The 20,635-nt window shown below is 49.3% G+C and carries 21 protein-coding genes and 1 tRNA gene; 10 read left to right on the top strand and 12 right to left on the bottom strand.

Annotation, left to right across the window (positions count from 1 at the left end; translation table 11 throughout):
- Nucleotides 1-5 precede the first annotated feature (5 nt).
- On the bottom strand, nt 6-908 hold the full coding sequence (locus tag D467_RS0103225; RefSeq protein WP_018916072.1) for a LysR family transcriptional regulator: 903 nt from the start codon (nt 906-908) through the stop codon (nt 6-8).
- A gap of 147 nt (nt 909-1,055) precedes the next feature.
- On the opposite strand from D467_RS0103225, the gene ppnN reads away from it, so the two are divergent.
- The 4 genes from ppnN (at nt 1,056) to D467_RS0103205 (ending at nt 4,021) form a co-directional block, all read left to right on the top strand.
- Nucleotides 1,056-2,438, top strand: coding sequence for a nucleotide 5'-monophosphate nucleosidase PpnN (ppnN, locus tag D467_RS0103220; RefSeq protein ID WP_018916071.1), 1,383 nt, complete (start codon nt 1,056-1,058; stop codon nt 2,436-2,438).
- Nucleotides 2,439-2,502: 64 nt separating this feature from the next.
- The gene (locus tag D467_RS0103215; protein WP_018916070.1) at nt 2,503-3,258 is read left to right on the top strand and encodes a sulfite exporter TauE/SafE family protein; all 756 of its coding nucleotides are present in this window, start codon (nt 2,503-2,505) and stop codon (nt 3,256-3,258) included.
- A gap of 162 nt (nt 3,259-3,420) precedes the next feature.
- Complete coding sequence (locus D467_RS0103210; protein WP_018916069.1) at nt 3,421-3,621, top strand: hypothetical protein; 201 nt, start codon at nt 3,421-3,423, stop codon at nt 3,619-3,621.
- Nucleotides 3,622-3,817: 196 nt separating this feature from the next.
- The gene (locus D467_RS0103205; protein WP_018916068.1) at nt 3,818-4,021 is read left to right on the top strand and encodes a hypothetical protein; all 204 of its coding nucleotides are present in this window, start codon (nt 3,818-3,820) and stop codon (nt 4,019-4,021) included.
- Between the two features lie 64 nt (nt 4,022-4,085).
- Here D467_RS0103205 and D467_RS0103200 read toward each other — a convergent pair whose 3' ends face one another.
- The 5 genes from D467_RS0103200 to D467_RS20130 form a co-directional block, all read right to left on the bottom strand.
- Complete coding sequence (locus D467_RS0103200) at nt 4,086-4,268, bottom strand: hypothetical protein (protein WP_018916067.1); 183 nt, start codon at nt 4,266-4,268, stop codon at nt 4,086-4,088.
- Nucleotides 4,269-4,574: 306 nt separating this feature from the next.
- Nucleotides 4,575-4,651, bottom strand: a tRNA-Pro gene (locus D467_RS0103195).
- Nucleotides 4,652-4,782: 131 nt separating this feature from the next.
- The gene (locus tag D467_RS0103190) at nt 4,783-5,589 is read right to left on the bottom strand and encodes an inositol monophosphatase family protein (RefSeq protein ID WP_018916066.1); all 807 of its coding nucleotides are present in this window, start codon (nt 5,587-5,589) and stop codon (nt 4,783-4,785) included.
- A gap of 93 nt (nt 5,590-5,682) precedes the next feature.
- Nucleotides 5,683-6,135: an anti-virulence regulator CigR family protein gene (locus D467_RS0103185; protein ID WP_018916065.1), complete on the bottom strand. Its 453-nt coding sequence runs from the start codon at nt 6,133-6,135 to the stop codon at nt 5,683-5,685.
- 112 nt (nt 6,136-6,247) lie between these two features.
- On the bottom strand, nt 6,248-6,667 hold the full coding sequence (locus D467_RS20130; protein ID WP_018916064.1) for a pilin: 420 nt from the start codon (nt 6,665-6,667) through the stop codon (nt 6,248-6,250).
- Between the two features lie 246 nt (nt 6,668-6,913).
- Here D467_RS20130 and pilB point away from each other — a divergent pair, with 246 nt between their 5' ends.
- From pilB to D467_RS0103150, 6 genes are all read left to right on the top strand, one after another.
- Entirely contained in the window at nt 6,914-8,608 is a 1,695-nt protein-coding gene (gene pilB / locus D467_RS0103175) for a type IV-A pilus assembly ATPase PilB (protein ID WP_018916063.1), read from the top strand.
- Nucleotides 8,609-8,611: 3 nt separating this feature from the next.
- A complete protein-coding gene (locus tag D467_RS0103170) occupies nt 8,612-9,844 on the top strand; it encodes a type II secretion system F family protein (protein ID WP_018916062.1) in 1,233 nt (410 codons plus the stop codon).
- Between the two features lie 17 nt (nt 9,845-9,861).
- Nucleotides 9,862-10,704 (top strand): prepilin peptidase, encoded by an 843-nt coding sequence (locus D467_RS0103165; protein WP_018916061.1) that lies wholly within the window; start codon nt 9,862-9,864, stop codon nt 10,702-10,704.
- A gap of 129 nt (nt 10,705-10,833) precedes the next feature.
- The gene (coaE, locus tag D467_RS0103160) at nt 10,834-11,424 is read left to right on the top strand and encodes a dephospho-CoA kinase (RefSeq protein WP_018916060.1); all 591 of its coding nucleotides are present in this window, start codon (nt 10,834-10,836) and stop codon (nt 11,422-11,424) included.
- Nucleotides 11,425-11,455: 31 nt separating this feature from the next.
- Nucleotides 11,456-11,689, top strand: coding sequence for a DNA gyrase inhibitor YacG (yacG, locus tag D467_RS0103155; RefSeq protein WP_018916059.1), 234 nt, complete (start codon nt 11,456-11,458; stop codon nt 11,687-11,689).
- Nucleotides 11,690-11,722: 33 nt separating this feature from the next.
- Nucleotides 11,723-12,598, top strand: a complete 876-nt coding sequence (locus tag D467_RS0103150; RefSeq protein WP_018916058.1) for a hypothetical protein — start codon at nt 11,723-11,725, stop codon at nt 12,596-12,598.
- 47 nt (nt 12,599-12,645) lie between these two features.
- Here the strand turns inward: D467_RS0103150 and D467_RS0103145 are convergent, their stop codons facing one another.
- The 6 genes from D467_RS0103145 to pheA all read right to left on the bottom strand — a co-directional run bounded on the left by D467_RS0103145 (nt 12,646) and on the right by pheA (nt 20,633).
- Complete coding sequence (locus D467_RS0103145) at nt 12,646-12,984, bottom strand: hypothetical protein (protein ID WP_018916057.1); 339 nt, start codon at nt 12,982-12,984, stop codon at nt 12,646-12,648.
- Between the two features lie 1,047 nt (nt 12,985-14,031).
- The gene (locus D467_RS0103140) at nt 14,032-14,409 is read right to left on the bottom strand and encodes a histone-like nucleoid-structuring protein, MvaT/MvaU family (protein WP_018916056.1); all 378 of its coding nucleotides are present in this window, start codon (nt 14,407-14,409) and stop codon (nt 14,032-14,034) included.
- A 293-nt stretch (nt 14,410-14,702) separates the two neighbouring features.
- Nucleotides 14,703-16,379, bottom strand: a complete 1,677-nt coding sequence (gene rpsA / locus D467_RS0103135; RefSeq protein WP_018916055.1) for a 30S ribosomal protein S1 — start codon at nt 16,377-16,379, stop codon at nt 14,703-14,705.
- A 195-nt stretch (nt 16,380-16,574) separates the two neighbouring features.
- Nucleotides 16,575-17,264: a (d)CMP kinase gene (gene cmk / locus D467_RS0103130; RefSeq protein ID WP_018916054.1), complete on the bottom strand. Its 690-nt coding sequence runs from the start codon at nt 17,262-17,264 to the stop codon at nt 16,575-16,577.
- A complete protein-coding gene (locus tag D467_RS0103125; protein WP_026285591.1) occupies nt 17,257-19,515 on the bottom strand; it encodes a bifunctional prephenate dehydrogenase/3-phosphoshikimate 1-carboxyvinyltransferase in 2,259 nt (752 codons plus the stop codon). Before D467_RS0103125 ends, cmk begins: the two co-directional genes overlap by 8 nt.
- A 26-nt stretch (nt 19,516-19,541) precedes the next feature.
- Nucleotides 19,542-20,633, bottom strand: coding sequence for a prephenate dehydratase (gene pheA / locus D467_RS0103120; RefSeq protein WP_018916052.1), 1,092 nt, complete (start codon nt 20,631-20,633; stop codon nt 19,542-19,544).
- Nucleotides 20,634-20,635: the final 2 nt, after the last annotated feature.

The following is a 20,635-nucleotide window of genomic DNA, read 5'->3' as shown; positions in this document are numbered from 1 at the left end:
TCGCTTTATTCGGATATCAAAGGCGTTCTTTCTTGAATACGCTGCCTATAAAAGCCGTCTAACAGCTTTTCATAGCGTTTAGGCAGCACAGAGTCACGGCGACGCAGCAGATACAGCTCTTCATTAACCGCATTGGGCAATGTCAGCGCCTTTACCTGACGTTGCCAGGGTGAGGTTTCAAGCACCAATAGTGATACCACCGTGAAACCCAGGCCTCGTGCAACAGCGTCCAGCACCATACTCACCTCATTGGTGAATCCTTGATGGCGAAAATGCGTCATTGATCGAAACTCATCCGGATAGTTAGCTCTCAGCAACGCATTAGCGTGGTTAATGCCGTCGTAATAGTTCAGAAAACCAATCCCCATGAGATCGGACAGCGTATTTCCAGCAAAATCCGCTGGCACTACCAGGCATAAAGGCTCTTTATGCCAGAGAGTACAGGTAAGCTCAGGATTGTTAACCGCTTCGGTGACAATTCCAATATCGTAGCGCCCTTCCAGCAGGTCATTCACAATCTCGTGATTAAAGGCAAAGCTATAGTTGACGGTTAAATTAGGGTGCATTTGCTGCTGCCCTAAAATATACGGATAAAACATGAGCCCGACACTGCCCGGCGAAGCAATCCGGCAGTCGCCGCTATCCAGAGAGTCATCATCTAAACCGTGGCGAAACTGCTCATGTTCGGCAAATAACTTTAAGGCATAATCGTAAGCGCGACGCCCTGACTCGGTTAACGTGAAACTGCGTCCTTTGCGTTCCAGCAGCGTCTTATCGAGATACGTTTCCAATTTACGAACGTGTTGACTGACCCCCGGCTGCGTCATTTCCAGGCGGTGTGCCGTTCGGGTAAAACTACCGGTCTCTACCAGGGTAATAAATGTCCGAAAATACAGGGCATTAAACATAATAAAACGCCATCTTCTTTAGCCACCATGTGCGCGCATTTTGCGCATAGGGTAGCACAGTAAGGGTTAACGCTGGTGGCGCTGTACCCTCTGCTATAGCGTGGTAGTATGCGATAAGATGAAAAATGACCAGGAAACGATGCACTAATGACCTTACCTATAACACCTCGCGCCACTATCTCTAGCATTATTTCTCCCGAAGGGAGCTTGGAAGTATTGTCTCAGCAGGAGGTCAATCGCCTTCAGAATACGTCGCAAAATGGTTTACACGACTTACTGCGGCGCTGTGCGCTTGCGGTATTAAATTGTGGCCAGCCTACCGATGATAGTGTCGCCATTCTTGAGGCTTACAAGGATTTCGATATAGAAGTGCTGCAGCAGGATCGCGGGATTCGCTTAAAGCTGACCAATGCCCCGGCAGAAGCCTTTGTCGATGGTCAGATGATCCGCGGTATTCGCGAACATCTCTCCTCTATCATTCGCGATATTGTCTACGTCTATAATGAAATTCAGCACCATAATCGGTTTGACCTTAGCACTGCAGAAGGTACGACTAACGCGGTTTTTCATATCTTACGCAAGGCAGGCACTTTAAAGCCGGGCCGCGACCCCAGCCTGGTAGTTTGCTGGGGTGGTCACTCTATTTCTCGTGAAGAGTACGAGTACTCAAAAGATGTGGGCTATCACCTAGGGCTACGCGATTTAGATATTTGTACCGGCTGTGGCCCTGGCGCCATGAAAGGGCCCATGAAAGGTGCGAACGTTGCCCATGCCAAACAGAGACGCAAGGATGGCCGCTATCTAGGAATTTCGGAGCCGGGCATTATTGCCGCCGAAGCGCCGAACCCCATTGTCAATGAGCTGGTGGTAATGCCCGACATTGAAAAACGTTTAGAAGCGTTTGTTCGCCTGGGGCACGGCATTATCGTTTTCCCCGGTGGCGTGGGTACGGCCGAAGAAATTCTCTATCTACTCGGCATACTTCTGCATCCGAATAACAGCGAGATCCCCTACCCGCTTATTTTTACAGGACCTGCGGACTCAGCGGCGTATTTCCAGAAAATAGATGAGTTTCTGGTTTATACCTTGGGCGAGGACATTCGTCGCTATTATACGATCATTACCGGTGACCCAGTGGCGGTAGCCCGAGCAATGCGCCAGGGCATCGACACTATCAAGGAATTTCGTCGTAACCAGCAGGATGCCTTTTACTATAACTGGCGTTTGACCATCGCCCAAGACTTTCAGGCAACGTTCGAGCCCACCCACGAAGCCATGCTTGGGCTTGCTCTGCACCGTCAGCAACCCAAGCACGAACTTGCCGCGAATCTGCGTCGGGCGTTCTCGGGTATCGTGGCGGGTAACGTTAAAGAGCAGGGAATACGCGCCATTGAAGCGCATGGCCCCTTTGTACTCACAGCAGAACCAGCCCTAATGCAGCGCCTGGATGAGCTACTTACCTCGTTTGTCGCTCAAGGCCGCATGAAGCTGGATGGTCAGCCCTATACACCTTGCTACGTTCTTAAATAATACGTTCTCAAATAATGCACTATTGCGATAATCCTTAAGCATTACAGCCGTGAGAACGGCTGTAATGCTTAGAAGCCAGGACAAAACCTTGTTAATCGCTCTGCTTACTCTTTTTGCCGCTGGTATTGTAAAAGGCGCTATTGGTTCTGGCGTACCGGTACTGGTAGTCCCGGTGCTGACAATGCTTTATGACGTCAAGCTCGCTATAGCGGTGCTGGTCGCACCTAATTTATTTAGCAATATGCTTCAGGTATGGCAGTACCGGCGGCATTTGTTACCTCTTCGCTTTCTGGCAGCTTTTTCAGTGGCTGGTGCTTTAGGAATTATTTTGGGCACTTGGGGGCTAGTAGCCCTTTCCCCCGAAATACTCTCGTTAGGCGTCGCGGGCGCTATCATCTTGTACTTAATTATTAAGCTGACAAGACGACGCTTGGCCTTGCCGTATGCGACGGCCACACGCATTGTCATTCCGGTAGGCTTATTGGGTGGCGTGCTTCAAGGCGCAGCGGGCATGTCGGCTCCCGCCTCCATCACGTTTCTTAATGCAATGCAGCTGGAAAGGCCCGTATTTATCGGCTCTATTTCAGTCTTTTTTGTCTCAATAACCTGCGTACAAATCCCCGCATTGCTCAGTGCTGGCATATTGACACCGCAACTTTCCCTGTACAGCGTGATCGCTTTGACGATTATTCTTATCGGCATGCCTTTGGGAGCCCAACTGGGCAAGCGATTGCCTCATCGCTGGTTCGATAATCTGATTATGCTGCTACTAGCGGGCATTGCGACTAAAATTATTATTGATGCATCACTTGCCACTTGAGCGCCTAAACCTAAGGCACATAAGCAAAAAACAGTAAACGATCTACACTATACGATGTCCATATACGAGACAGAGGCGTTTTTTTAAGGCTTGCATCTTTGATCACAAGCCCGTGGATTAGCTGATGTATGTCCCGATCTCTACCAAGGAAAGGAAAAAGTTATGACAATGATTGATCAATTACGTGATGGCAAAACAAAAGCATTCGCCAAGCACTGCTTTGAAAGTGGCTCCGTTGAAAAGCTTCGCGCCGCAGCCGAGGGCAGCGCAGATCAAGCAGAAATGGAGCATTGGGGCATTACGGAAGGCCAGTGGGAAGAAGCCGTTGCTGCGGCATTAGCGGATCATGAAGCGGCAGAGTAAATCCGTACTTTGCTAGGCTTTAGATTCATAAACCGTCCGCTTAAGGCGCTGGCGGTTTTTTAATTATTTTTTTAAAAAATTATTAATAAGTATTAAAACAGCATTTTTTATAAACGTGACCTAGCGGATAGGTGCAACCAAAGCTTGCTTGTAGGGTCACAAAAATAGGGAATAATGCACACCAAGGAGAAAGACAATGTCCATTATGATTGATGACATTCTAATGTTGCCAAAGACGGATTTTGACAGAGACCTCTCGGTTGGCGATGAATGTGAAAATTATGGTTTAAAAGATACACGCGATGAGTATAACCAGGTTTCGCGAGACGTTACTCTTAAAGTAATTGCCGTTCATGACGACGATTATGAAGTTAAAGTTATCGACATATTGACCGAATAAACCGCGACAAGCACTGATGAGCCACATTAGTAGCGTAATCAGTGCTTACTCACAGCCCCCGCCTCTACTCTTCTACTGTGACTTTTCGCAGGTCATCTACGCTAACCCCTTCCGGCAATTCAGATGCATCAATGGGCAGCCATACGGGCGATAGATCGCTATCTTCACGTCCATTCTTATGAGTATGGCCGGGTATACGGTAAACCACCTGGCCACGACGATCATCCCAAGCAAAAATGCGGTCCATATAGTGTTCCTCCATTCAGCTACATTTTAAGCGGGGGTTAAGCAATGCGGCATTCTCATTACCCATCATATTTAGTCGAGCATTAGCGCAGACGCATCTTGTGTGCTCAAAACGGTAAATATTATGTACCCGGGTGTATATTGTATCGCGGCTGAGCGTCAGCGAGGTTAGCGCCAGCTTTATTCTTGCAGCAGCAAGAGTAGAAGTGCATAACGCCCACGCACAATGACAGTGTAGTTGAGGCGATTTTGAAGGCATAAAAAAACGCCGCTCGGTGTAACCCGTAAGCGGCGTTTTTTACTTAATTGGTCGGAGTGACAGGATTCGAACCTGCGACCTTTGCAACCCCATTGCAACGCGCTACCAAGCTGCGCCACACTCCGATGTCTCGTTGGCATTTGCCTTAAGACGGTGCGTATACTAGCGTTTTACGAGGCAAATGAAAAGCTCTTTTTGCGCTTTCTTTTCAAGTATTTGCCATGACAAGGTGTTGCCTTTGTCAACTGAGAGCTTATCACTGACTGGCATCGAGCAGCAGCCGTTCCATCGCCTGGTATACACCTGGTGCAGCTACCAACAACTCCTTGGGGTATAGATCGCCAGGCACGCCTTCAGGAATTGCTACGAGATGCCCAACAGTAGCGCCAGCCTCACGTGCAATCACCCAGCCGGCGACAAAATCCCAGGGCGAAACCGTTTCGTAATAAGCACCCAGACGGCCACAAGCGACATCGCATAAATCAAGTGCGGCGGCACCGTTACGTCGGACGTCACGACACTTGGCCAAGACAGCCCCCAATCGAGGCATCAAAGCTAGGCGCGCCTCTTTCTGATAAGGAAAACCGGTACCCACTAGTGTTTCAGCTAATAAACTTACCTTGCCAGCCTGGATAGGCTGCTGGTTGCAAAAAGCACCTAGCCCTTCTGCCGCGCTAAATGTTTCATTCAAGAAAGGCGCATGCACCACTCCCACTTTGCCAACGCCCTCTTCCATCCAACCAATAGACACGGCGACATGCTTTAAACCCTGGGCAAAATTGACCGTTCCATCGATGGGATCAACGACCCATAGCTTTGTAACGCTAGCATCTAGCGCACGCTCAGGCGCCAACTCTTCACTTAGCAGCGCCTCGCCAGGGAACGAGCTATTCAGGCGTTGCCGTATGAGCTGATCTACCGCTACGTCAACATCGGTGACCAGTTCTTCATCAGCCTTTAAGCGTTGCGAGAACGACTGTTCTGCGCGAGCCTTACGAATGAGTTCCCCCGCTTCTTGAGCGATTGAAATCGTTAGCGCCAAACGTTCTTCCAATGTATGCATGCTCTTCTGTCCTTTAAACACATGGCTAAAATTTCAGAGCATAGTCACACACTATGACTTTTTAAGTCACGCCCCGCAGTAAGGGCGTGAATATTAACGAAGTGCGTCAACCAGTATATCAACCACTACCCGCGTTGCTGCCTCGATCAACACAACATCGTTGCCGACATATTCCCACTCATAGCCGGGGTAGCTGGGTAATCGAGTGGCGATTGACCTATCAAAACGCTTAGCGATACCGGGAGGCAAAGGCTTGCCCCGTTCAAGTTGGCGCTGAATACCCGGCGGCAATGAATCTGTTGCCGGTGCGTGGAATTCACGCAATAGACGTATCAGTTCGCGTTCATTCACACGTGGTAAATCAACATACTGATCGTTACGCTCATGACGTGACGGGCGAGCATCTTTATGATGTCGCTGTTCATGGTGGCCATTGTTATCGCGTGCTCCATGCGCTGGAGCATGGGCAGGCTGCGCAAATGCGGTATTTACACCAAGGAGCAAGCCGAAAGCACCCAATAGGACCATATAGTTAACATGTTTCATCGTAAGCTCCCAGCCTGACACAGAAGCCTACAGTGTAGAGAGGAAATACGCAGACAGTGTGGAAATAAAAAGGCCTATCCAAGTAAAATCATAAGTTATGACCAACCTGATATCAGGAATTTCCAGACACAATATTGCCAGCCTTAATGTTAATACTACCAGCACTATCGCCGCGATTCGTCTTAATATCGTCTATGTCATGGGCTGGGTCACTGCTCATAAAAGCCGCAGCTAAATCTTCCTTGCTAACTGTCGATGCATCAATGACACAGGAATTAAAATCAAAATCATTATAAATGTCAGCATCAATTTCTTCTGTCTGCGAGAGGGCATAATCAGTCAATATTATATTCCGAAAGGAAGCCAGCTCGCCTTCACAGGCTGTTAATGAAGCTCTATCAAGATAATTACCATATTGAGGCACCGCTACCGCCATCAAAACACCAATAATGGCAATTACGACCATTAGCTCTATAAGAGTAAAACCACTTTGAGAACTTACACCGCTGATATTGTTAGCATATTTTTTCATCTCACCCCCTTGAATCTCTTAGAAAAAATTTTTCTCTAAAATTCTCACCTCAGGCGCTGCGCTTTGATAGGCTTTCCAATACACCTCCCAAACAATAAAGCAAACCAAATAATAATTAACCATTATTTTTAATAAAATTATTGTTTTTGATGTTCTACCATAGGAACATAGTTATTAGTTATACTTCATAAAATCAATAAACATAATAATATCAGTGTTTTATAAAACCACTTTCTTGAGCTGCCAATGAATTCAGGACTGGCTAGTCGTTTAATCAAAAATAAGCTTTTAAGCTATGATCAGGCAGAAAAAGCAGGCATAGCGTCCCAAGCATTGGACATATCGTTATTACAATATGTCGTTGAACAAAAGCTAGTCGGCTCGATTACTACAGCTACCGCAGCGGCTTACGAATACGGTTTACCGGTTATCGATTTAGACGCTGTACAGCTGCAGGCACTTCCTGAAGCCTCTATATTTCCTTCTCGCCTGTTAAAATCATTAAAAGTGCTCCCTCTAGCACTTCAGAAACGACAATTGACCGTGGCAGTTTTTTGCCCATCCGTGCTATGCCAACTTGACGAGTTAAGATTTGCATTAGATGTCATCACTATTGAGGGTATTCTCGCACCCCTCGACCAATTAGAAGCTGTACTAGATAGCTACCTTAACCATCATCGCTACGCCGCGTTAAAGAGCACAAATGATGAGGTGAGCCACGCCTCTTCTATTGACGTTCAAGAAAGCGCTACGCTTGATGATGCAACACTGAATGTCGATGACGGTCCTGTCGTTGAACTGGTTAATAAAGTGCTTCTGGACGCTATTGATCGAGGTGCCTCGGATATTCATTTCGAGCCCTATGAACAACTTTTTCGAATCCGATTTCGTATTGACGGTGTGCTTATTGAAGTCGCCCAGCCACCCAAAGCGATGCGCCATCAGATCGCCGCCCGCTTAAAAATTATGGCTCGCCTCGATATTTCCGAGCGTCGCCTCCCTCAAGACGGCGCCATTAAACTGGCACTGTCAGACGCTCGGTCATTAGAGCTGCGCATCAATTCTCTCCCTACGGTGTATGGTGAGAAAATTGTGCTTCGCTTACTCGATCCTGCTGCCGTGCAATTGGGAATTGACCAGCTGGGTTTTACCGACGATCAGCGAGCGCTGTATGAACAGGCGCTTAAGCAACCGCAAGGCATGATTTTGGTAACCGGTCCAACGGGGAGCGGTAAAACGGTCTCGCTGTATACGGGCATTACGCTACTTAATAAAGTAGAACGCAATATTTGTACTGCTGAAGATCCTGTTGAAATCAAAGTGCCGGGAATTAATCAGGTCAATGTTCTGCCTAAAATTGGCCTGGATTTTGCCCATGCGTTGCGTGCCTTTCTTCGCCAAGATCCTGACGTGGTTATGGTGGGTGAAATACGCGATTTGGAAACCGCTGAAATAGCGGTGAAAGCAGCACAGACGGGGCACTTGGTACTTTCAACGCTACATACTAACTCTGCGTCACAGACACTAACTCGCTTATCCAACATGGGCGTTTCAGCGTTTAATATCGCAAGTTCTGTTAGCCTTATTATTGCTCAGCGCCTTGCCCGCAAACTGTGTAACCACTGTAAAGAACCTGCTGACATTCCTATCGAAGCGTTATACAGCGAAGGCCTTATGGACGCTGATATTCAACACGCCACCTTCTATCACGCTGTCGGCTGTAAGAAATGTACACACGGCTATAAGGGGCGCATCGGCGTTTATGAAGTCGTGCCCGTCTCGGAAGCCGTCCGGCAACTTATTATGCAAAATGCACCGGCTATTGATATTGATCAGCAAGCTAAAAAGGAAGGATACCCAGGGCTTCGTCAGAGTGGTTTCCATTACGTTACCCAAGGCATTACCAGTCTTGAGGAAATCAATCGGATCAGTAAGGAGTAACGCATGGCCCGACATATCGCTAGACGTAAGGCGCATTCTCCTCGACTGTATCGCTGGAAGTGGACAGGCCTTGGACCTCAAGCACGCTTATTGAGTGGAGAAACCATTGCCTATAGCAAAGCGGAGGTCATCGCTACACTAACCAAACAAAATATTAATGTTCGGCGTATCCATAAACAAAGCAGCCTGCGTAGCCATGGCCGTATAAAACCTTATGACATCATGATTTTTTCACGCCAAATGGCCACCATGATTCAAGCAGGCATTCCGCTTCTGCAAGCTTTTCGAGTAGTCGCGGAAAGTCTTAAAAAACCTGCCCTGGTTGCCACGGTTCACAAGCTATCCAATGATGTAGCCTCAGGAACAAGTTTTTCGGATTCCTTACGACGCCATCCGCAACACTTTGATCGCTTATTCATCAATATGGTGGATGCAGGCGAGCAGTCAGGTACCCTCGCTAAAATGCTCGAACGCAACGCGCTTTATAAAGAAAAGGTAGAATCACTCAAAGGCCGCGTAAAAAAAGCCCTTTGGTACCCTGCTATCGTGATGCTCACAGGTATCGTTATTACGCTGCTATTACTGGTTAAAGTAGTGCCCCAGTTTGAAAGCATGTTTCAAAGTTTCGGCGCTGAACTACCGGCGGTTACCCAATTCACCGTTAATTTATCAATGGTTGCTCAAGAGTACTGGTTACCTATGATAGGGCTACTATTAGCCACTGTGCTCATACTCAGATGGTTAACACGGCGGTCCCCAACGCTTGTCTTTCACCTACATCGTTTACTCTTACGCTTGCCTATTATCGGTAGCATCATCGATAAAGCCGCCGTCGCTCGCTTTTCTCGCACACTGGCGACAACCTTCGCCTCTGGCATTCCATTAGTGGAGGGACTGGAAACAGCTGCGGGCGCAACAGGTAATAAAGTGTATGAACAAGCAGTGCGCCAGGCACAAATGGATGTTGCTACAGGTCAACAGCTGCATTTTTCAATGCGAATGACCAACTGCTTCCCCGCCTTAGCGATTCAGATGGTAAGTATTGGGGAAGAGGCTGGCGCGCTGGACACTATGCTTCTGCGCGTAGCCGATTATTATGAAGAGCAGGTCGACAACCATGTCGACGCGCTAACTTCCTTAATGGAACCTTTTATTATCATCGTGCTTGGGGCTTTAGTCGGAGGTATCGTTGTTGCAATGTATTTACCGATATTTGAACTGGGCAGTATTCTTTAGACCTATCAAGGAACGTTATGAGTTCGTCGGCATTAGGTATTGGCGTATCAGTCTTTGTACTTGGGCTTTGCCTAGGCAGTTTTTTAAATGTGGTGATTACCCGTCTTCCCGTCATGCTAATGCATCACTGGCGCCATGAAGCACGCACTGCACTTGAGCTGCCTATTGAGCACTCATCGCGCTTTAATCTGGCAACGCCTGGTTCGCTATGCCCGCGCTGTGAACAACCCATTGCCTGGCACGATAACCTTCCTCTGATTGGCTGGATCAAACGGCGTGGACGTTGTGCAAGCTGCCAAACCACTATCAGCCCGCAGTATCCTCTTATTGAGCTGATGGGCGGCCTGCTTGCCTTGGCCGTTACGTTACTCCATGGACTTAGCATTTCAAGCCTGTTTATTTATGGCGCATGCATGACGCTTCTAGCACTCGCGGTTATCGATTTTCGCACGTATCTTCTGCCCGACATTCTGACACTGCCACTACTCTGGGCCGGCTTGCTATATCAACTAGTTTTTCAGCCCTTCTTACTGACTAATGCAGTCGTAGGCGCCATAGCGGGCTACCTGATACTTTGGAGTTTTTTTTGGGCGTTTAAGCTGCTTACGGGCAAAGAAGGCATGGGTTATGGAGATTTCAAGCTCCTGGCTGCTTTGGGCGCTTGGCTCGGATGGACATTTTTACCGTTATTGTTACTGCTTTCAGCTGGCCTTGGGGCAATTGTCGGCATTCTTGCGCAGGCAAGCTTTCCACGCTTACGTGGCGCCCCGCTTCCCTTTGGCCCCTTCCTGGCAATTGCGGGATGGGTATGCCTGTTAGTAGGTAACGATCTAATGGCCGTCTATCTCTCTTCACCCTAATATTTCAACATCGCGCCACTCCCTGGCCTATCAATCATTTTTTATGGTCAGGATATCAATCGGAAGGTACCGACTTTCCACTTAAAAGCGCGTAAAATAAAGCCTCAAAGAACGTATTGAAGGGCAGCTATGATTATTGGCTTAACCGGTGGTATTGGTTCAGGGAAGTCAACGGTTGCACGCGCATTTGAATCATTAGGTATCGGTTGGGTCGATGCCGACGATGTCGCCCGGGAGATAGTTGAGCCAGGCGAGCCTGCACTAAGCGCAATCATCAATTACTTTGGTCAGCGTGTTGCCAAAACAGATGGCACGCTTGATAGAGCGACGCTGCGCTCACTGATTTTCGAAGACCCATCCAAACGCCAGTGGCTTGAAGCGGTAACACATCCTCGAATCAGAGAACGCCTGATTGAACACCTGACACATTTATCTGGTCACTCGCCTTACGTTTTACTCGTCTCACCGCTACTTTTTGAATCTGGCCAAGATGCTTTGGTTGCCCGTTCAATCGTGGTGGATGTACCGATCGACATGCAGCTTTCACGCACGCTCGCCCGCGACGGGGTAAGCGCTAAGCAGGTTCACGCAATTATTGCCGCTCAGCTTTCCCGTGAAGAGCGCTTAGCGAAAGCCGACGACGTGATTGATAACAGTGGTAACCATGCCCACTTGATGGAACAAGTCGAGCGCTTGGACAGAGCCTACCGTAACGGCTGATTTAATTTTTTAATTTTAGGATTTTTTTGTTATGTCTCATTCCGCCAATGATGCCCCGCTTGAAGTTAACTGCCCACAATGCGGCAAAGCGGTTGCCTGGTCACCTGAAAGCACCTATCGACCGTTTTGCAGCAAGCGCTGTCAGTTAATTGATTTTGGCGCGTGGGCAGAAGAATCGCACCGCATCGCAGGCGAATCGGCCATGGACGAAGCTGATCTAGACACCCTGTTGGCACAAGCTGATAAAGATGCGCCTCTTTCTTAACGGATAGTTGATCAGGTGAGGTAAATATTGGCCATGCAGGAACCCGACGTAACCGCATATCGCTTATTGCATGAGCTTGATGATCGATTTGACCATCTGGTTGGCACTATTGAGACGGCTCTGGCCCTTTACGAACGGCAGCGTCCGGCTACGTGGGTCCTGCATCAGCCGACCGTTGATTCCGACTGGCTGCGCCACGCGCTGCTGGATATGTGGCATCAGGAAGGCCAGGACGGGCGGGAAACACGTAATTACGTAGGGGTGATTGCGGCTGACGAACCGCTGATCGAAACAGTAGGCGCAATTAATCATGCTAAAACGGCGATTAGCGAGTTAATTCAAAAAATAAAAGCACTCTCTCCAAAAGCGTTTGGAGAAATTAAACACCGCCTACCGCAACGTCACCCTCACGTGGACAATGTACTGCGGCGCAGTGGCTTTGCCAGGCTGCATCTTAAGCAGTGCTGGCGACACCTGCCTATCGCTGAGGCGCCCGTCTCGCGCATACGGCTTGCCTGGTACAGTAGCGGCCGCTCGATCAAGCGACTGAGCGTCCAGGAGGCAGAACAAAAATTGATGCAGCTGGATACAGAAGCACCACACGTACGCATTCAGCTACGTAAGTTGGCTGCCCTTCCCAGCAGTGAGATATTGGCACAAGTACAAGCGCAGGCGCCTTTAATGCGAGCCAACCTCTTTTTTACCGAACCGTTACTTGATGGACACTCGCGACGGGCTCTTAATATTGCCATGCCCCTGTTTGTTCCCGCCCCTGATCAGCGCCTGCCCCATGTTAACTCGCCTCCCGTACAGCCGCCCTTAGAGCGCACACGGGCTAAAAGACGTGACGAGAAGCTTGAGCACGATGTATACCTGCCTAGCTTACGGATTTATCGCTACCGGCAGTAAGGCCTGTTGACGGTTAACGCTGAACCATCAACAGACATACATAAGGGTTAAGGCGTAGAAATATCCGGTACCTGATCTTGCGGCCAGAGATCATATTCCAACAAGGTTGAAATCAGTTCATTTAATGCCCGGTCTGATTGATCGTATTCGCTCATTAACGCTTTCAACTGCTGCTCGAACAAACGATCTCTTACCTGTAGCTGTTCATCTGCGTCGTCTTTTTCTAACGCGGCCAAAGAGCGTACCGGGGGCCCTGTTGGAATATCAAAGCCACTATTGGGATCTTCCAACTGACGTAATGCCTGCGCAAATGCATCATCCAACTCACGAAACTTGCGCAGCTTGTCACGTTCATCCAACTGTTTTGGAGCTTTGTGATATTTCATTGATGTTTCATTTACACCTTACTTGAAATGGTCGAAGCACCTGTTAGACAGGTATTTTTCCACAAGTTGTACTCAATTGCGTAAAGTTAATCCAACAATTACTTTTTGCTTGATGGAATGCAACCCTCAAGTCGCCATAACACGCAACCCTATCAATGCAGATCTGTTGATGCAGATCTGTTGATGCAGAGTGCTACAGGTAGATGGATATAACCTAGCAACGAAAGGGAAAATACCCACCACCACTTTGCTTAAGAATATATAGGCAATTGTGAACCGACCCGCCAACAGTTATGGCTCGTCAGATAATCATTAAAAGCTCATAGCACTGAAAAAATCGACATCGCCAACGCATGTAACTACAGAAATGCACGGCTAAACAATATTCAACATGCTGGTACGAGCTAAAAATCCGAGCTGTAAAAACTCACCCAACAGTAGCGATGTTGAGGATCATCTAGCGTACCTAGCGCCTACGGCTGAACGTCAGCTCCATCAATAAAGAGCGTAGTTTACAATCAAACGACTCTCAATTATTTAGCGATGGCTATCAAGGCAAAAAGACTACGGTAAGTGCGGCAAAATATCTGATTAAGCGCCTTGTGCGACGCTTTTTTTGCAAACCTGGTCAATCTGCATTGGCAGGCCAAATGCTTGCTGCAGAGGCTCAGCGCAGCCCTCCCTTTCATACCGACCTGCTAATCAATCAAAGCAAATGCACCAGGGAGCGATTCGATACCGTCTTGCCTGAGAAACGCCATAGGATTATACCTTGAAAATACTTATGGTGCTTACCGGGTCGTGTTGCCCATCATCTGATGCAGACGGAGCATTTCAACTAGTTTACGCAATCATTCAATACGTAAAACCAGCTTTGGTCGCGGCATAGAAACGCAGTAGCAACGCCACCAATCTGAATTAAGAATTTTGCGGGTCTATTAACCGCTATGAGCGGCTGGACTTCGCACGGTTTAAATCTTTTTTAAAACGTTAAACAGAGATAAAACAAAAACGGCATTTCTTAGTAGAAATGCCGATCATTACTATTTAGTCTTCCATGCTTTCCAGCCAAGACTCAACAGTTTCGTCACCGTATTCATCTTTCCAGCTACGCAATCCTTTGTGGTTACCGCCACGGGTCTCAATTACTTCACCCGTTTTGGGGTTTTTGTAAATTTTAAGACGACGCTTACGGCGATTAGCATTATTACCTGCAGCCGCTTTTGCACCACGCTGATCATTCGCGGGGTCTAACAGTGCAATAACATCTGCCGCACGCTTACCAAATTCGTTCATCAGCGCTTCAAGCTTAGCTTTGAATTCCAACTCGCTTTTTAAACGCTGATCGCCTTCAAGACGTTGCAAGTCTTCTTGAAGCTGCTTAAGTTGCTGCTCTTTTTGAATATATTCATTTAAAAGTGACATGGGGGAGTCCTTATACTTCAGGTTTATCTACTAGATATTGAATCGACCTACACAATATCCATTAGTTCAGAATGCGTGCTCATTATTACGTTAAAACTACACTTTGACAATAGTCTAGCCGGTTTTCATTCGACTACTAATATTTTTTTAAGCGTTTAATGTAGTTTTATAAACGTTTAAATATTTTTATTAGCGTCAATCTAATAAAACAATATCACTAGAGAACAGTAAACTCACAAACAAAAAAACGCCGCCCATAGGGCGGCGCTTCTTAGAACCAACGACTAAATAGCTTAGTCTTGGCCCATCTGCTGCTTGATCAGGTCACCGATAGTGGTCGGACCACCAGCTTCGGGTTCCTGGTCACGCAGTTTCTTCAGGTTCTGACGAGTATCGTCTTGCTCTTTCGCTTTGATCGACAGATTGATCTGACGGCTCTTGCGATCGACATTGATGATACGTGCTTCAACGCTGTCGCCTTCATTCAGTACATTGCGCGCGTCTTCAACACGGTCAGCACTGATTTCAGAGGCTTTGAGAATGGCAATAACATCGGTTGCCAGCTCAACGTGTGCTTCTTTAGCGTCTACTTCAACAATACGGCCAGTCACAATGCTGCCCTTATCGTTAACAGACAGGTATTCAGCAACAGGATCGGAATCCATTTGCTTGATACCTAAAGAAATGCGCTCACGCTCAGGATCGATAGACAGAATAACGGCTTCGGCTTCATCGCCTTTCTTGAAGTTACGAACCGCTTCTTCACCAGTCTCTGTCCAGGAAATGTCGGACAGGTGAACCAGACCATCGATACCGCCTTCAAGGCCGATAAAGATACCAAAGTCAGTGATTGACTTGATGGTACCTGAAACACGGTCGCCCTTGTTGTATTCAGCGTTGAACGTTTCCCACGGGTTAGCAGTACACTGCTTGATACCCAGAGAAATACGACGACGCTCTTCGTCGATATCCAGCACCATCACGTCAACATCGTCGCCCACTTGGACAACTTTAGACGGATGGATGTTTTTGTTGGTCCAATCCATTTCAGAAACGTGAACCAGACCTTCAACGCCTTCTTCCAGCTCAGCAAAGCAGCCGTAATCGGTCAGATTAGTGACCACAGCATGTACTTTGGTGCCTTCCGGGTAACGCTGTTTAATGTTGACCCACGGATCTTCGCCCAATTGCTTCAGACCCAGTGAAACGCGATTGCGCTCACGGTCAAACTTAAGCACTTTAACGTTGATCTCGTCGCCAACAGCAACGATTTCAGACGGATGCTTGATGCGTTTCCACGCCATATCGGTGATATGCAGTAGGCCGTCAACACCACCCAGATCTACGAACGCGCCGTAGTCTGTCAGGTTCTTAACGATACCTTTGATCTGCTGGCCTTCCTGAAGCGTTGCCAACAGCGCTTCGCGCTCGGCACTGTTTTCAGCTTCAAGAACGGCACGACGAGAAACAACAACGTTATTGCGCTTCGGATCAAGCTTGATGACTTTAAAGTCCAGCTCTTTATTTTCCAAATGCGCAGTATCGCGAACCGGACGTACGTCGACCAAAGAACCCGGCAGGAAGGCACGGATAGAGTCGACGTCGACAGTGAAGCCGCCTTTGACTTTACCGTTGATCACGCCTTTGATGATTTCGTCTTTCTCGAAGGCGGCTTCCAGAATCTTCCAAGCTTCTGCGCGCTTGGCTTTTTCACGGGACAGACGCGTTTCACCGAAGCCATCTTCTACGGCTTCCAGTGCAACGTGAACGTCGTCACCGATAGCGATGTTTAACTCGCCATTTTCATCGCGGAATTGTGCCGCCGGAATTTGGCCTTCAGATTTCAGACCAGCATTGACGGTAACCCAGTCGCCATCGATGTCGACAACTTGAGCCGCGACGATAGCGCCTGGCTCCATGTTAATGTCGTTAAGGGACTGTTCAAACAGTTCAGCAAAGCTTTCGCTCATGGTTTTCCTACGTGATCAACGTTGTTGAGGCATAAATGCCTTCTCCGTACCACCAGCGAGTACGGGCCTAATGTCACTCTGCTTTTGGAGGTGTTAGCGCTGGTTAGACCTGACCGGGCTCACTGATATGAACGATCATATGAACTGCCGCCCTGCCACGTCGTGACACCTTTCCAAAAACGCCGCAAGGGAGAATCAGGTGTCGGATGCTAACCCTTTCTGGGCAAGCAATTCCGTCAGCCGTTCAACCACTTCCGGTATGCTCAGGCGCGTGGTATCAAGCGTAATGGCATCATCTGCCGGCTTGAGAGGTGCCACGCTGCGCTGCGTGTCGCGTGCATCGCGTGCCTGAATCTCCTTCAAAAGACTCGAAAGACTAGCATCCATGCCCGCTTCCTGCAACTGAAGATGGCGTCGACGCGCACGCTCTTCAGCACTAGCGGTTAAAAATATCTTTAATGGCGCATCCGTGAATACCACGGTTCCCATATCGCGGCCATCGGCCACGAGTCCTGGCGCTTTTTGAAAATCTCGCTGACGCTGCAATAGAGCAGCGCGAACGGCCGGCAGTGCGGCCACCTGCGAAGCCAACTCGCCGGTTTTTTCGGTCCGGATCGACTGGCTTACATCATTACCTTCAAGCAGCGTACGAGGCTTACCGCCCTCAATGGGGAACGCTACATCCAGCGATTCGGCTAATGCTGCAACCGCCTCTTCGTCATCAAGCGCAATGCCGTGCTTCACCGCCGCGGTAGCCGTTAACCTATAAAGCGCTCCGCTATCCAGCAAGTGCCAGCCCAAACGTTCGGCAACCAAACTGCTAATGGTTCCCTTACCTGCCCCACCGGGTCCATCGATGGCCAGAACAGGGATACGCTTAGTCATGCTGCCCCTCCACGTTAACCTTCATGCCAATTTTATTAGCCAGTTCAACGAAGCTGGGGAATGACGTTGCCACATTGGCGCAGTCATCAATGATAATGTCGTCACTAGCCCGCAGTGAAGCAATCGCAAACGCCATGGCGATACGATGATCACCTAAGCTATCAATACGTCCACCGCCGTAGCTTGGCACTTGTGCGTCAGCGTTACCCAGGATATCGATACCATCCTCAACTACCGTATGCTCAACGCCTAAAGTTGCCAACCCATCGGCCATGGCCTGAATACGATCAGACTCTTTAACGCGCAGCTCTTCAGCACCACGCAAGCGCGTTGTACCTTGGGCGTTAGCGGCGGCTATAAATAGCGCAGGGAATTCATCAATCGCAAGCGGCACTTGATCGACCGGAATATTGATACCTTTCAGCGGCGCATATCGAATGCGAATGTCGGCTACCGGCTCACCGCCCACTTCAGCTTCGTTAAGAAGCTCAAGATTGGCGCCCATCAGCGTAAGAATATTGATGACCCCAATACGGGTCGGGTTAATACCTACATGCTCAAGGGTGATATCGGCCCCTGGGGTAATCGCTGCAGCCACCATAAAGAACGTCGCCGATGAAATATCGGAGGGGACGTCAATTGGGCCGGCGCTTAAGGCTCCGCCACCCTGCAACCAACAGGTGTCCCCTTCGCGTGACACTGAATAGCCAAAACCATTAAGCATACGCTCAGTATGATCACGCGTTGGCGCTGGTTCGCGCACGCGGGTTTCACCTTCGGCATAAAGCCCTGCCAATAAAAGGCATGATTTTACTTGGGCGCTAGCCATGGGCATGTCGTAGAAAATGCCTTTAAGCGCCGTGCCACCTTTAATTTTTAATGGCGGACGACCACCCTCAGCAGTCTCAATAGCAGCACCCATCAAGCGCAGCGGATCAGCCACACGCGCCATGGGACGCTTGGTCAACGACTCATCACCAGTAAGCTCACTATCAAATGCCTGCCCGGCCAAAAGCCCCGCGAACAGCCGCATGGCGGTTCCAGAGTTACCAACATAAATCGGTCCGGCCGGTGCTTTAAGGCCCTTCATTCCCACACCGTGAATCGTTACACGCCCCTGATGCGGGCCTTCGATCGCCACGCCCATTTCACGAAAGGCTTGCAACGTGGCCAGGCTATCTTCACCCTCAAGAAATCCTTTGACTTCAGTCACGCCTTCGGCGAGGGCGCCCAGCATAATGGAGCGATGCGACATGGATTTATCGCCCGGTACGCGCAAACGGCCTTGAGCCTGGCCGCCTGGCCGTACTCGATAAGTTACCTTACCTTGTGGTTGCATATTATATTCCGCTTGATAGCTGGTTTTATTCAATAACGTATCAAAGTAATGCCGTGCATGGCTGGCACGATCAAAGGTCGCAATAAGGGCATCGCTATCGCCCTGCTCAATCGCTTGGCGCAGCCGGGCAAGACCTGCTTCAAAATCATCCAGTGACGCCAGCACCGCCTCGCGATTGGCCGTAAAGATATCCCGCCACATCACCGGGTCGCTGCCAGCGATACGCGTAAAGTCGCGAAAACCTCCGGCGGCGTATCGAAATATCTCAAGACGCTCATCCTGGCGGGCAAGCGTATCAACCAATGAAAATGCTAATAGATGGGGTAAATGGCTGGTCCGCGCCAACACCTGATCGTGACGCTCAACGTCCATCTCCAGCACGTTGGCGCCGCAGGCCTGCCACAACGCGCGCACCCGCATCAAAGCACCTGGATCAACATCCGGCTCAGGGGTCAAAATAACGTTGTGATGCAAATAAAGCGCCGGGTTCGCCGCCACTACACCGCTCTTTTCTGAGCCTGCTATAGGATGGCCCAACACCATATTGGGCGGCACTCGGCCAAACACACGTGCCGCGCAGTCACGGATAGTCGCCTTCGTACTGCCCACATCCGTTAGCACGACGTTGCTAGCAGCATGTGTGAGCAGGTCTGCAAGCGACGCCATCACCGACTCCATTGCCAGCACAGGTACCGCGATAACGATCATGCTGGCGCCTGCCACTTGCTCAGCAAGCGCCACGCCACCGGTATCGATTAACCCCATATCGATACCGCGGGCAATTTCATCTTCGCTTGGATCACAGGCCGTGATCACGCCCTTAAATCCTGAGGCACGCAAGGCTGCCGCCAAGGACCCGCCAATCAAGCCCAAGCCAACGATCAGCAGGCGCTGTTCGTGGCATGAAGGCATACCATTAACCGGTAATACTGTAGCCGTCACAGCACGCCCTGCGGATAAGAGCCCAAGACACGCAGTTCAGAGGCACGCAGCCTGACTTCTTCCAGCACGGCAGCGACTCGAGGCTCATCAGCATGGCCTTTAAAATCGATGAAGAATACGTAATTCCAGACACCGCTGCGTGACGGGCGCGTTTCAATACGCGTCAAATCAATTTTATGACGATGGAAAGGCTCTAGCAGATCATGCAGAGCGCCGGGCAAGTTACGCATGGCCACCACAACCGACGTTTTATCGTCACCCGCCATGGGCACCTGCTGATTACCGATAATTAAAAACCGGGTCGAATTATCCGGTCGGTCTTCAATTTTATCGGCAATACGCTCAAGGCCGTAAAGCTTTGCGGCCATGTCGCCAGCGATTGCCGCGCTGTGCCATTCGGTTTTTACCAGCTTGGCTGCTTCAGCATTAGACGACACCGGTACACGTTCCGCGTGCGGATAATGCGCATCCAACCACTTGCGGCACTGTCCAAAAGACTGGGGATGGGAATAGATACGGGATATCTTATCGCGCCGCGTCGTATCACTAATCAACAGATGATGGTGAATACGTAATACGACCTCACCACAAATATGGATAGAAGAATCCATAAAAGTGTCGAGCGTATGGTTTACCACGCCTTCTGTTGAGTTTTCAACGGGCACAACACCGTAGTTAACCGCGCCGGCTTCCACTTCACGAAAGACTTCATCAATGGCCGCCATGGGCAGACTGATAGCGCTGCCGCCAAAGTGCTTTAAGGCTGCCTGCTGGGTAAACGTACCCTCAGGCCCCAAATAAGCCACTTTGACGGGCTGCTCAAGAGCCAAACACGCCGACATGATTTCGCGAAACAGCCGCGCCATCTCTTCAGAATCAAGAGGCCCCTGGTTTAGCGCCATAATACGCCGCAATACCTGCGCTTCGCGCTCAGGACGGTAAAACACCGCATCTTTGTCTTGAGCAAGCTTAACGTGAGCGACTTTCTGGGCGCAGTCAGCACGCTCACTGATCAGGCGTAGAATATCGCCATCCAGTTGATCAATACGCTGCCGCAGTTCGTCCAAATCGACCGGCGTGTCGGACATAG

The sequence above is a fragment of the Vreelandella zhanjiangensis DSM 21076 genome (assembly GCF_000377665.1).
Classification (GTDB): domain Bacteria; phylum Pseudomonadota; class Gammaproteobacteria; order Pseudomonadales; family Halomonadaceae; genus Vreelandella; species Vreelandella zhanjiangensis.
The sequence above is the reverse complement of the archived record's forward strand: the minus strand, read 5'-3'. Positions and strand labels throughout refer to the sequence as shown.

What these genes read in the sequence shown, in the direction of transcription:
- D467_RS0103165 (WP_018916061.1), top strand. Translation starts at nt 9,862, where the DNA reads ATGAGTTCGTCGGCATTAGGTATTGGCGTATCAGTCTTTGTACTTGGG.
- D467_RS0103215 (WP_018916070.1), top strand. Translation starts at nt 2,503, where the DNA reads ATGCTTAGAAGCCAGGACAAAACCTTGTTAATCGCTCTGCTTACTCTT.
- rpsA (WP_018916055.1), bottom strand. Translation starts at nt 16,379, where the DNA reads ATGAGCGAAAGCTTTGCTGAACTGTTTGAACAGTCCCTTAACGACATT.
- D467_RS0103190 (WP_018916066.1), bottom strand. Translation starts at nt 5,589, where the DNA reads ATGCATACATTGGAAGAACGTTTGGCGCTAACGATTTCAATCGCTCAA.
- pheA (WP_018916052.1), bottom strand. Translation starts at nt 20,633, where the DNA reads ATGTCCGACACGCCGGTCGATTTGGACGAACTGCGGCAGCGTATTGAT.
- D467_RS0103170 (WP_018916062.1), top strand. Translation starts at nt 8,612, where the DNA reads ATGGCCCGACATATCGCTAGACGTAAGGCGCATTCTCCTCGACTGTAT.
- D467_RS0103140 (WP_018916056.1), bottom strand. Translation starts at nt 14,409, where the DNA reads ATGTCACTTTTAAATGAATATATTCAAAAAGAGCAGCAACTTAAGCAG.
- D467_RS0103145 (WP_018916057.1), bottom strand. Translation starts at nt 12,984, where the DNA reads ATGAAATATCACAAAGCTCCAAAACAGTTGGATGAACGTGACAAGCTG.
- D467_RS0103225 (WP_018916072.1), bottom strand. Translation starts at nt 908, where the DNA reads ATGTTTAATGCCCTGTATTTTCGGACATTTATTACCCTGGTAGAGACC.
- D467_RS0103150 (WP_018916058.1), top strand. Translation starts at nt 11,723, where the DNA reads ATGCAGGAACCCGACGTAACCGCATATCGCTTATTGCATGAGCTTGAT.
- D467_RS0103205 (WP_018916068.1), top strand. Translation starts at nt 3,818, where the DNA reads ATGTCCATTATGATTGATGACATTCTAATGTTGCCAAAGACGGATTTT.
- pilB (WP_018916063.1), top strand. Translation starts at nt 6,914, where the DNA reads ATGAATTCAGGACTGGCTAGTCGTTTAATCAAAAATAAGCTTTTAAGC.
- D467_RS0103210 (WP_018916069.1), top strand. Translation starts at nt 3,421, where the DNA reads ATGACAATGATTGATCAATTACGTGATGGCAAAACAAAAGCATTCGCC.
- yacG (WP_018916059.1), top strand. Translation starts at nt 11,456, where the DNA reads ATGTCTCATTCCGCCAATGATGCCCCGCTTGAAGTTAACTGCCCACAA.
- cmk (WP_018916054.1), bottom strand. Translation starts at nt 17,264, where the DNA reads ATGACTAAGCGTATCCCTGTTCTGGCCATCGATGGACCCGGTGGGGCA.
- D467_RS0103125 (WP_026285591.1), bottom strand. Translation starts at nt 19,515, where the DNA reads ATGCCTTCATGCCACGAACAGCGCCTGCTGATCGTTGGCTTGGGCTTG.
- D467_RS0103185 (WP_018916065.1), bottom strand. Translation starts at nt 6,135, where the DNA reads ATGAAACATGTTAACTATATGGTCCTATTGGGTGCTTTCGGCTTGCTC.
- coaE (WP_018916060.1), top strand. Translation starts at nt 10,834, where the DNA reads ATGATTATTGGCTTAACCGGTGGTATTGGTTCAGGGAAGTCAACGGTT.
- ppnN (WP_018916071.1), top strand. Translation starts at nt 1,056, where the DNA reads ATGACCTTACCTATAACACCTCGCGCCACTATCTCTAGCATTATTTCT.
- D467_RS20130 (WP_018916064.1), bottom strand. Translation starts at nt 6,667, where the DNA reads ATGAAAAAATATGCTAACAATATCAGCGGTGTAAGTTCTCAAAGTGGT.
- D467_RS0103200 (WP_018916067.1), bottom strand. Translation starts at nt 4,268, where the DNA reads ATGGACCGCATTTTTGCTTGGGATGATCGTCGTGGCCAGGTGGTTTAC.